The 10,161-nt window shown below is 42.3% G+C and carries 12 protein-coding genes; 8 read left to right on the top strand and 4 right to left on the bottom strand.

What is annotated here, in order from left to right; genetic code table 11:
* From FTV38_RS15705 to FTV38_RS15690, 4 genes are all read left to right on the top strand, one after another.
* On the top strand, nt 1-246 hold a 246-nt coding region (locus FTV38_RS15705), incomplete at its 5' end, for a transposase family protein (protein ID WP_180022611.1).
* A gap of 209 nt (nt 247-455) precedes the next feature.
* Entirely contained in the window at nt 456-1,682 is a 1,227-nt protein-coding gene (locus FTV38_RS15700) for an efflux RND transporter periplasmic adaptor subunit (RefSeq protein ID WP_180022963.1), read from the top strand.
* A complete protein-coding gene (locus FTV38_RS15695) occupies nt 1,679-2,902 on the top strand; it encodes an ABC transporter permease (protein WP_180022960.1) in 1,224 nt (407 codons plus the stop codon). The genes FTV38_RS15700 and FTV38_RS15695 overlap by 4 nt, the downstream gene beginning before the upstream one ends.
* A complete protein-coding gene (locus FTV38_RS15690; RefSeq protein ID WP_180022959.1) occupies nt 2,895-3,608 on the top strand; it encodes an ABC transporter ATP-binding protein in 714 nt (237 codons plus the stop codon). The genes FTV38_RS15695 and FTV38_RS15690 overlap by 8 nt, the downstream gene beginning before the upstream one ends.
* A gap of 13 nt (nt 3,609-3,621) precedes the next feature.
* On the opposite strand, the gene FTV38_RS15685 is transcribed toward FTV38_RS15690, so the two are convergent.
* Together FTV38_RS15685 and FTV38_RS15680 are read right to left on the bottom strand one after the other, a co-directional pair.
* Nucleotides 3,622-5,004 carry a heavy metal sensor histidine kinase gene (locus FTV38_RS15685; RefSeq protein WP_180022962.1) on the bottom strand — a complete coding sequence of 461 codons (1,383 nt, stop codon included), beginning with the start codon at nt 5,002-5,004 and terminating at the stop codon, nt 3,622-3,624.
* Nucleotides 5,001-5,672: a heavy metal response regulator transcription factor gene (locus FTV38_RS15680; protein WP_168378005.1), complete on the bottom strand. Its 672-nt coding sequence runs from the start codon at nt 5,670-5,672 to the stop codon at nt 5,001-5,003. Before FTV38_RS15680 ends, FTV38_RS15685 begins: the two co-directional genes overlap by 4 nt.
* A 106-nt stretch (nt 5,673-5,778) precedes the next feature.
* Between FTV38_RS15680 and FTV38_RS15675 the strand changes: the two genes are divergently transcribed.
* The 3 genes from FTV38_RS15675 (at nt 5,779) to FTV38_RS15665 (ending at nt 7,131) form a co-directional block, all read left to right on the top strand.
* Nucleotides 5,779-6,267 carry a heme-binding protein gene (locus FTV38_RS15675; RefSeq protein WP_180027295.1) on the top strand — a complete coding sequence of 163 codons (489 nt, stop codon included), beginning with the start codon at nt 5,779-5,781 and terminating at the stop codon, nt 6,265-6,267.
* A gap of 10 nt (nt 6,268-6,277) precedes the next feature.
* Nucleotides 6,278-6,679 carry a hydroxyisourate hydrolase gene (gene uraH, locus FTV38_RS15670; RefSeq protein ID WP_168378003.1) on the top strand — a complete coding sequence of 134 codons (402 nt, stop codon included), beginning with the start codon at nt 6,278-6,280 and terminating at the stop codon, nt 6,677-6,679.
* A gap of 197 nt (nt 6,680-6,876) precedes the next feature.
* Entirely contained in the window at nt 6,877-7,131 is a 255-nt protein-coding gene (locus tag FTV38_RS15665; protein ID WP_180022958.1) for a TIGR03643 family protein, read from the top strand.
* Here the strand turns inward: FTV38_RS15665 and FTV38_RS15660 are convergent.
* Together FTV38_RS15660 and FTV38_RS15655 are read right to left on the bottom strand one after the other, a co-directional pair.
* Nucleotides 7,128-7,280: a DUF2256 domain-containing protein gene (locus FTV38_RS15660; protein WP_168379796.1), complete on the bottom strand. Its 153-nt coding sequence runs from the start codon at nt 7,278-7,280 to the stop codon at nt 7,128-7,130. The genes FTV38_RS15665 and FTV38_RS15660 overlap by 4 nt on opposite strands.
* Nucleotide 7,281: 1 nt before the next feature.
* Nucleotides 7,282-8,805, bottom strand: a complete 1,524-nt coding sequence (locus FTV38_RS15655; RefSeq protein ID WP_180022961.1) for a cryptochrome/photolyase family protein — start codon at nt 8,803-8,805, stop codon at nt 7,282-7,284.
* A 375-nt stretch (nt 8,806-9,180) separates the two neighbouring features.
* Between FTV38_RS15655 and nudC the strand changes: the two genes are divergently transcribed.
* Nucleotides 9,181-9,954, top strand: coding sequence for an NAD(+) diphosphatase (nudC, locus tag FTV38_RS15650; protein WP_180022957.1), 774 nt, complete (start codon nt 9,181-9,183; stop codon nt 9,952-9,954).
* Nucleotides 9,955-10,161 lie beyond the last annotated feature (207 nt).

The following is a 10,161-nucleotide window of genomic DNA, read 5'->3' as shown; positions in this document are numbered from 1 at the left end:
GGAATTTATACAGTGTATCCAAATAGCTTGTTGCCATTAAAAGCAAAGAAGCGCTGTAAACTGGATTCCGAACTAAAAATCTATAATCAGGAAATCAATAAAAGAAGAATTGGAATTGAGCATGTATTTGGCAGTTTGAAAACCTTCAAAATTCTTGCTGAGCGATATCGCAATCGAGGCAAAAGACTAGCATTAAGATTCAATCTAATTGCTGGAATTTATAACTTGGAGCTGAGTGAAAAATGACTTATGAAAGAAATCTTTTGTTTGTTTGTTTGTTTGTTTGTTTTTTTAATCAAAATTATGAAAAAACTATAACAGTAAGAGAAAATAATTTAATAAAAATGGTGTGCTTTTTTAATTTGGTGTGTTGTAACTAAATTTTCATATATATTTAACTAGACATTAATTATTCAATTCAAAAACTTTTCTTTAATCTGGCTTGGAGAATGGAATTGCTTGTTACCCGTTATAAGCCTTGGATCATGATCATACTACTGGTTTTGCTCGTCAGTTTTGCTATATATCGCTGGTGGCAAGGACCATTGTTACCTAGTTATGAAGTCGTATCTAGTCCATTGATTCAGACAGTTGTTGCTTCAGGACGGGTAGAAAAAGTATCTCGGACTCAGATTGGTAGTGAAATTACAGGGGTTGTTCTTGAGCGCTTGGTTCAAGAGGGAGATCGGGTCTCTCGAGGGGATGTTCTTTTAGTACTGAAATCTGATGAAATTTCAGCGCAGGTGCGGCAGGCAGAAGCTGAATTAAAGGAACTCGCAACCACTAGACGTCCGCAAGCAGAAGTCGATTTAGCGAATGCCAAAGTGCAATTAGAACAGGCTCAAAGAGAGGCGGTACGCAGACGAAATACCGAATTAGGAATATTATCAGCAGAGGAAAGGGAGAAATCGATAGAGGCAGAAAAACTCGCCCGTAATAATTTGGAATCAGCTCGATTAAAAGTTGCTTCACTTGCCCCAGATAAAGTTGAAGAGACAAAATTACGTGAACGACTCGCTGCACTTCAAGCGCAACTCGCCAAGACCAAAATTCGCGCAGAAGTTTCAGGTATTATTTTAACCCGTAATGTTGAGCCAGGGGATTTGGTACAACCGAGTCAGACTCTCTTCACTATTGCACTGGATGGCGCGACTGAAATACGAGTGCCATTTGATGAGCGAAATTTACCACTGCTGGCTTTACAACAAAAAGCATCAGTGATTACGGATGCCTATCCAGATCAACCTTTTCCTGCCCATATTAATTTTATTGCCCCAAGTATTGATGCTCAACGTGGCACAATAGACGTTCGATTAACAGTTGATCCAGTCCCTGATTTTTTGCGTCAAGACATGACGGTATCGGTAAATGTTGAAACCAACAAGCGCGAGCAAACCCTGGTCATTCCAAATGATGCTTTAAGCAGTATAAGTGGAAACAAGGCAATGGTTATTTTAGTAAGAGATAGAAAAATTCAACGTCATCCCATCACACTGGGTTTACGTGGTTTGGTCATGTCGGAAGTTGTAGCTGGATTGAAAGAAGGTGATCACGTCCTTACCGATGCAGAATCAGTGCTTAAAGATGGAATTCGTGTCCGAATAGAGCAAACTAAACGTGTTTTGCAGAGTCAAACGGATCCGACAAATAGCAAAAATGAATTACCGGTGAAATTCGATTGAAAAACTTTTTTGGGCGACTTTGGGCAGAGTGGACCATCGCAATCAGTTTTTTGCGAGAGGGTCGCACACAGTCGATTATGATTACCATTGGCGTCGCGGTGGGGGTAGCGGTCATTGTGTTCATTAGCGCCTTAATTCAGGGCTTACAATCGAATATTGTAGAAAGGACTTTAGGGACGCAGGCGCATATTCGTTTGCTTTCACCAGATGAGGTGAATCACATTGTGCTACCAGCAGCAGGAACACTTCAGTTGTTACAAGAAGATCAGCGTGCGCAACGCTTACGCTCTATTAATAATTGGCAGCAGATTACTGAGACTTTAGATCAGTTGTCAGTGTTGACGGCGGTTTCTCCTGTGGTCTCTGGTCCTGCATTTGTACAGCGCGGAGATGCGATTCAATCGGTTGCTTTAGTTGGTATCAATCTTGAACGTTATCAACAGATTATTCCGTTAAAGCAATATATGGTGAGTGGTGAATTACGGGTCAGTGCAGATAATGTATTAATTGGGCGTCAATTGGCCAAAGATTTGGGTGTGCAAGTCGGGAGCAAATTAAGGTTAGATACTGGGCAACAGAAAAATGCGGTGGTGAATATCTCTGGAATATTTGAACTGGGCGTGCGTGAATTGGATGCGCGCTATGTTTATCTGGATTTGAAACAGGCGCAATCTTTACTTAATTTGCCGGGTGGGGTGACCGTGATTGATCTGACGATTCAGGATATTTTTAAGGCGGATCAAATTGCCTCGCAAGTCGGACGCCTGACAGGATTAAAAGCAGAAAGCTGGATTGAAACCAATGCTCAATTAATGAATGCGATTACCGCTCAGAGCCTTTCGACCAACATGATTATTGTTTTTGTGGGGATTTCAGTCGCTTTTGGTATTGCCAGTGTGATGTCGGTGAGTGTGGTGCAACGGACTCGGGAAATCGGTATTTTACGTGCGACTGGGGCGACACAAGCGCAAATTTTAAGAGTTTTCTTATTTCAGGGAGCAATTTTTGGTCTGCTTGGTTCCATGCTTGGTAGTGTAGTCAGCTATGGTTTGATCTGGGGATTTAATCAGTTTGGTCCTGGTTTGTTTTATATTTCGATTTCAATCAAGCTTATCTTGTCGGCATTATTCTTAGCGACTTTGACAGGGGTTTTGGCTGCTGCAATACCATCCCGTCGGGCGGCTGCACTCGATCCTGTGGAGGCAATTCGTCATGTTTGATCCATCTCAGGAAGTACTGCGTTTAGAAGCATTACGAAAGTCCTACAATGTTGGGCAACCTAATGAAGTGGAGGTATTACATGGGATTGATCTGTGTATTCAACGTAATGACTTTGCTGCATTAATTGGTCCTTCTGGTTCAGGCAAAAGTACTTTACTGAATATTCTTGGCTTATTAGATCAGCCTAGTCGTGGTGAGTTGTACTTGTTGGGTCAGGCGACAAGCAGTATGGATGATACGGCTCGGACAGCGTTACGTGGCAATAGTATAGGTTTTGTGTTTCAGTTCCATCATCTTATACAGGCCTTTACTGCCTTAAATAATGTACTCATGCCATTAATGCTGAAGCAAGGCAAGCCAGATCAATTTGCGTTGCAATATGCCCATGAATTATTGACCGCCGTTGGCTTAGATAAGTTCGCTGACCGTAAACCGAATGAGCTTTCTGGGGGGCAGCAGCAGCGTGTGGCGATTGCACGTGCACTGATTACTCAGCCTGCGCTATTGTTGGCCGATGAGCCGACAGGTAATCTGGATACTCAAACTGCTGCGGAAATGTTTGAATTATTTCGTAAAGTACATCGCGAACATGACTGTGCAGTCCTTTTGGTGACTCATGATCCTAGATTGTCGGCAACCTGTGATAGAACCATTAATCTGGTGGATGGGAGAATTCAGAGTGATTCCAAACACGAGATGAAATGAGTGCGAATGTGGGTTACTCTTCTGGGAACAGCAGTTCAAAGCAGATGCCTTCTGCGCTATTGACTGCCTGATACATTCCCTGATGAAGCGTTAAAATGGATGCCACAATCGATAGGCCTAAACCACCCGTTTGATGAGGGCTTTGTCTGCTGGAACTGCACTGATAAAAACGCTCAAAGAGATGAGGCAAATGCTCAGGAGCAACTTCCAAACCACTGGTGATCACAGATAATGTAATCATCTGCATATTATTAATGTTCTTTCTGTGGCTAAGCACATAAATAGTTCGGTAATTGCTGCCGTGAATGAGCGCATTTAATATTAGATTATACAGCGCTTGTTGTAACAGTTCAGGATCTGCCGATAGCTCAGTCGCTTCAAGCCTTAAAACAAAATTGCAGTGTTGTTCTTCAGCTTGATACTCGAAAATACTGAATATATTTTCTATAAATGATTGAAGTTGAATCTTCTGTTTGTTTAAGCAAACTTTGTGTGCATCTGCGCGGGCGAGAAATAACATGCTGTCAATCATTCGTTTTAAACGTTGATAGTCCTCCAAGTTGGAAATCAAGAGTTCCTGATACTGTGCGGGACTACGTTCATTCATGAGTAAAATTTCGGTTTGCCCGATTAAATTATTCAATGGGGTTCTAAATTCATGGGCAATGTCTTCAGAGAAGCGATTCAGTTGGCTATATCCCATTTCAATACGGTCAAGCATGGCGTTGATATCGGATGCTAGTTGTTCAATCTCTTGAGGGGGATGAACCAGATTGAGTCGCTGCTCAAGTTGCTGAATATTAATGGCATGGGTTTGTTCTCGCAGAGTTCTTAATGCGTTCAATCCCAGACGGCTAGCAATGGCACAGAGTATGAAAATGGCTAAGATGCCTGTAAATACATAAATGAAAAGACGTTTTTGAAAAGGCGAGATGATGGCTAAACGTTCAGACCACTGTTTGCCTGCAATTAACACATAGGGCTGCTGATTGATTTGAATGGTTTTCCAAGCAATACGGGTGGGGTAAGTATGAGCTGATAAATCTCGGAATTGAATCTGTGGCTGATGGGTAAATTCAGGCAGAGGAATGCCAAGAGAATTGATGTTGATGAGAATCTGATTGCCCTGAATCAATAAAAACAAATTATCCTGATTTCCCAACATGTTTTGATACAGCTTCGGGCGAGCGATAATCTGTTCAATATTACTACTGTCTTGCAGCAAAATTTCCAGTCGCTCAATTCGTTCAACCAAAGCCCGATCTTGCTGAGCAATTAAAATCTGGTTGATACCCAGATAGGTCATAAATGCCACAGCGCACAAGACCATTGCAGCACACCCTGTAACCAAGAGCGTTAATCGGAGTTCTAAAGAGCGAATGGGCTTGAACATTATGCTTCAACCGAAATTTTATAGCCCAAGCCACGGACAGTATGAATTAATTTTATCTCATGCTCCTCGTCAATTTTACTGCGTAAGCGTCGTACCGCGACATCAATAAAATTCGTATCGGTATCAAAATTGATATGCCAAACTTCGGAAGCAATTTGCCTACGCGTAATAATTTCATTTGGGTGCCGCAGCATAAAGTGCAATAAATTAAATTCTTTTTTACTGAGTTCAATTAACTGCTCATGTCGCCAAACTTTATGATGGATTAAGTCCATTTTTAAGTTGCCCATCCATAGCTCGTTTTCCTGAACATACTGTTGCCGTCTCAGTAAGCTTTTAATGCGCGCAAGTAATTCAATATAAGAAAAAGGTTTGGCCAGATAGTCATCGGCACCTAGTTCCAGACCTTTGACCCTATCAATAATCTGGTCTTTGGCAGTGAGAAAAATCACGGGTATATGGGAAAATTGACGCAATACTTTTAAGACTGCCCAGCCATCAATATCGGGCAGCATCACATCTAATATGACCAAGGTATAAGGTTGTATTTTTAGTTTTTCCAAGCCTTCGAGCCCTGAATGAACACATTCAGCGGCATAGCCAGATTCATTTAAGCCCTTCACGAGATATGAGGCGATCTTCACTTCATCTTCGATAATTAGAATACACATTTTGCTCAGACTCATTTTGAAGATGACAACTTTGTAATGTGATTGTCATGCTTCAAATCATTCAGGTTGTATAAGATTTTGTAAAACTTAATTCGGGGCAATCATGATGAACAACCTCAAAGGGTTTGTTTTAACAGTAATGCTGATGAGTAGCAGTACTTTTGCACAAACCATTCAATTGAATCAAGTTTATTCACTCGATTCCAACGCTGCACACATCCTTGTTGATGCCGCAGTGGCTGCTTGTCAAAAAATACAGCACAATATTGCTGTGGTCGTGGTTGATCGGGGAGGAAATACCTTGATGGCGAGTAGGCATGAAAATGTCGGCCCCCATAATTTGGGCGCAGCCGAAAAGAAAGCTTATACCGCTTTATCGACCAAAACAGCGACCTTGCTGTTAAGTCAAAATGCTCATGAAAACAGTGATGCAAAAAATTTAACCACTTTATCTAATTTGCTGTTGTTAGGAGGTGGTTTACCAGTGCGTTATGAAAATCAGGTGGTCGGTGCAATTGGGGTTGCGGGTGCAGGAGGCGCCAAAAATGATCAGTATTGTGCTGAGGCAGCCATTCAGTATAGTTTTAATCGTTAAGGATTCCATTATGTTTAAGAAGTTTTTACCACTCTCAACACTGTTATTAACATCAATGACGTTTGCACAAAATAACCCATTAAGTGTGCATGTGTTAAATCTAGAAAATGGCTTACCTTCTGCTGATGTTGAAGTAGTGCTCGAAAAGAGTTCTGGCAATAAATGGGTGCAGCTGAATCAGCAAGTTACAGGGTCGAATGGTCGTATTACAGCACTTTTTCCTGAAAATCAGCCGTTAGCGCAAGGGATTTATAAGGTCACGTTCAAAACTGGTGACTGGTTCAAAAAGAATAATCAGAGCACTTTTTTCCCAGAAGTCCCCGTTATTTTCAAAGTTGATGGCAGTGTCAGTCACTACCACATTCCCTTATTATTAAGCCCTTATGGATACTCGACCTACCGAGGTAATTGATAATCTAAAGGGCTGGTAAAACTAGCCCTTTTAATTGCTTATAATTAGTAAACGTTAGAAAGAATCACAAAAAATTCATGCCCATATTTTTATACTCTTCACCGAATCAGAATAGATTCAAGTTGTACAAGGGATGTGATGAGGCTTAAAGGCCAAAAATTAGCTTTTACTATTATTTGATTAAAAATGAGAATGGCGTGAATCAATTTGCTGAACAAGATTTATCAAGAATTATCGAAATGGCCTGGGAAGATCGAACTCCTTTTGAAGCTATCCAACGTGAGTATGGTTTAAATGAAGCGACTGTGATTCGTTTGATGCGAAAAAACTTGAAAGTATCTAGTTTTAAAATGTGGCGTGAACGGGTTACCGGTCGAAAAACCAAGCATTTGCAGCTGCGATCACCTGATGTAATTCGGGCTTATTGTTCAAGGCAGTATAAACGTTTCTAAGCGCTTGACTTTGTACACCGTCTGGACTCACGTTTACATCGTTCAGAACAGTATCTGACTTCTTCCCAGCAACGTTGCCATTTCTTACGCCAGTTAAATGGGCGTAAGCAGTGAATACAGATTTTTTTAGGAAGATGATGTTTTTTCATTTTATAACTCATCAATCCGACTAAGGAGCTGCTGCGCATGGGTGATAATCTGCTGCCGATCTTGAAGTTTATCGAGTTGTCGATAGATCATGCCCATACGTGGATGAGTACGAAATATCGCTTCATGCCGAATCATAAAAAACCAGTATAGACTGTTAAATGGACAGCTGTCCGGCTCGGTACGGGTTTTGACATTGTAGGTACAGTGCTTGCAGTAATCTGACATTTTATTAATGTAATTGCCCGAAGCGGCGTAGGGTTTGCTGGCCATTAACCCACCATCAGCGTGCATTACCATGCCCAGCGTGTTCGGTAGTTCTACCCATTCATAGGCATCTGCATATACCGCCAGATACCATTCACTGATCTGCTGCGGGTCTACAGCACTTAACAGGGCAAAGTTGCCAGTAATCATCAAACGCTGGATGTGATGCGCATAGGCATTTTGGAAAGTATTGCGAAAACATTCCGCCATACAGTTCATCTGGGTATGACCAGTCCAGTAAAATTGTGGCAGCGGTGACGAATGCTGCAGTGCATTGCGGTTGGCATATTCCGGCATGTATAGCCAGTAAATGCCTCGTACATATTCGCGCCAACCCAGAATCTGCCGGATAAAACCTTCAACTGCATTCAGTGGTACATGACCGGCATGGTAGGCAGCTTCTGCCGCATCACAGACTTCTTTGGGCAATAGTAGGCCACAGTTTAAATAAGGTGAGAGCAGGCTGTGAAACAGAATGTCTGAGTCTTGAACCATGGCATCTTGATAATCGCCAAAATGTGGCAAACTGTGGGTAATGAAATGCTCCAGTGCAAGAAGAGCATTGCTACGTGTGGTGCCCCAGCGGAAGTTGTCAAGGCTGCCAGAGTGGCGGGAAAATTCACGTTCAACCAATTCAAGGACATCCAGATCAATCTGATCGTGTTCAAAGTGAAGTGGTGCAGGCAAAGGGGGATTGCCAGCCCAGGCCTTACGATTGGTGCTGTCATAGTTCCACTGTTCTCCAAACGGCTGCTGTCCTTGCATCAAGTAACCGGTCTGCTTGCGCATTTCCCGGTAAAAATATTCCATACGCAGTGTCTGGTAGCGACTGGCCCAGTGCCGAAACTGCTCCGGACTACAGAAAAAACGTTCATCATTCAGGCATTGTACTGGCAATTGCAGCTGCTGGCTCCAATCCTGTTCAATCTGGTGCTGTAAACGATATTCCCCGCAGTGCGTAATGACCAGTTCTGTGACTGGTAAGAGTTGCTGCTGTGACTCTACGAAATCCAGCAGGCTACGAATCGGACTATCAGATTTAAAAGCATGGTAACGTACACGCCAGCCTTCTGCTTTGAGTTCTTTGGCAAAATGACGCATGGCGCTAAAAATCAGGGCAATTTTCTGCGGATGATGGGCGACATAAGTGGCTTCCTGAACAACTTCGGCCATCAGGATCACATCCCTGCTACGATCTAGCGCTTTGAGCGTAGCAAGCTGATGATGAAGCTGGTCACCCAGAATTAAACCGAAACGCATAGCCATTCCAGACCCTATGAAAGATAGCGCAGTGTAAGTCAAGACAGTTCAATTTTTTGTGAAAATAAAGATCATCCTGCGTGTTGAATCAATCCAACTCGACCAGATGACATCGCACAGAAATCATGAGTACTGCTATAACAAAATATTCATCCCTTCAATGCTAAAGCCAGTTGATGAAACTCGCTTTACATGATTTCTTAATACATGAGTAGTGTGAAAATTATGTGATTTTAATCAAAAAGATACAAATTATTATGGTTGTAATTCAAGTAGCTCACGCCTAGTATCTGGCTTGAAGTTACTCCATGTGAGCTTCCTTAGTTTTGTCCCATACACCCCTCTGTATGGGATTTTTTTAATCAGGGAATTGTCATGAGCATGCATTCAAACGCGTATATTTTTAGACAGCAGCAATTACTGGTGGATGAGCATTTTCAGTTGCCGCAGGTAGAAAAACTGCAGCACGACCTGAACCTGTCGGAAAATGGCGAGATCATTGCCCGTGATCTGAAAGAAGATGAACTGGTGCCGGAAGGTTATCAGCTGGTGCCGATCAGACAATTGGTGCAAGTCTGGAGCAGACCACAGTTTGAACAGGCCAGCCGTGCGGTACAGTTACTGGAATGGCGCCGTAATCATCGCTTTTGCAGTAAATGCGGACACGCCACCCAGCAGCATGCCACTCAGTATGCCATGGTCTGTCCATCCTGTAGCTATAACCAATATCCGCGGGTGAATCCCTGTGTCATTACTATCATTACCCGAGGTATAGATGAAATTCTGCTGGCAAAAAATGCCCGCAATAAAACCCAGATGTACAGCCTGATTGCAGGCTTTGTTGAAGTTGGAGAAACCCTAGAAGAGGCAGTACGCCGTGAAACGCTGGAAGAAGTGGGGCTGCAAATCAAAAATATTCAATATCTAGCCAGTCAGCCGTGGCCGTTTCCTAGCAATCTGATGATGGCCTTCAAGGCAGAATATCACGGAGGGGAAATTCAGATTCAAGAAAATGAACTCAGCGATGCGCAATTTTTCAAATTTGATCAGTTACCCGAGATTCCGTTCAAGGGCAGTATCGCCTATGCCATGATTCAGCATGTGATGCATGGAACACCTGTTGCAGATGACAGCAAAGAGTGGCTTTGAAATTTTGAACAAATAATATAGTGTGCATTCTCGCTCTTTTAAGGGCGAGTTAAGCCATTAGAAATTTAAAATTATTATATTAGATCTCTTTCATAAATCAAAAAACGATCTTCTTTTTGGTTAATATTTGCACTCCGGATTTCTTAGCATTCGTGCATAATCTGCGGATGAAATACATCGATTCAAACAAGCTTTCTGATCCTCAGT

The sequence above is a fragment of the Acinetobacter sp. YH16044 genome, from assembly GCF_013417145.1.
Classification (GTDB): Bacteria; Pseudomonadota; Gammaproteobacteria; order Pseudomonadales; family Moraxellaceae; genus Acinetobacter; species Acinetobacter amyesii.
This window is presented reverse-complemented; position numbering and strand designations above follow the sequence as displayed.

Bases quoted from the DNA above. Each gene is read 5' to 3' on its own strand.
- FTV38_RS15680 (WP_168378005.1), bottom strand. From the start codon at position 5,672: ATGTGTATTCTAATTATCGAAGATGAAGTGAAGATCGCCTCATATCTC.
- FTV38_RS15675 (WP_180027295.1), top strand. From the start codon at position 5,779: ATGAACAACCTCAAAGGGTTTGTTTTAACAGTAATGCTGATGAGTAGC.
- uraH (WP_168378003.1), top strand. From the start codon at position 6,278: ATGTTTAAGAAGTTTTTACCACTCTCAACACTGTTATTAACATCAATG.
- FTV38_RS15690 (WP_180022959.1), top strand. From the start codon at position 2,895: ATGTTTGATCCATCTCAGGAAGTACTGCGTTTAGAAGCATTACGAAAG.
- FTV38_RS15655 (WP_180022961.1), bottom strand. From the start codon at position 8,805: ATGCGTTTCGGTTTAATTCTGGGTGACCAGCTTCATCATCAGCTTGCT.
- FTV38_RS15660 (WP_168379796.1), bottom strand. From the start codon at position 7,280: ATGAAAAAACATCATCTTCCTAAAAAAATCTGTATTCACTGCTTACGC.
- nudC (WP_180022957.1), top strand. From the start codon at position 9,181: ATGAGCATGCATTCAAACGCGTATATTTTTAGACAGCAGCAATTACTG.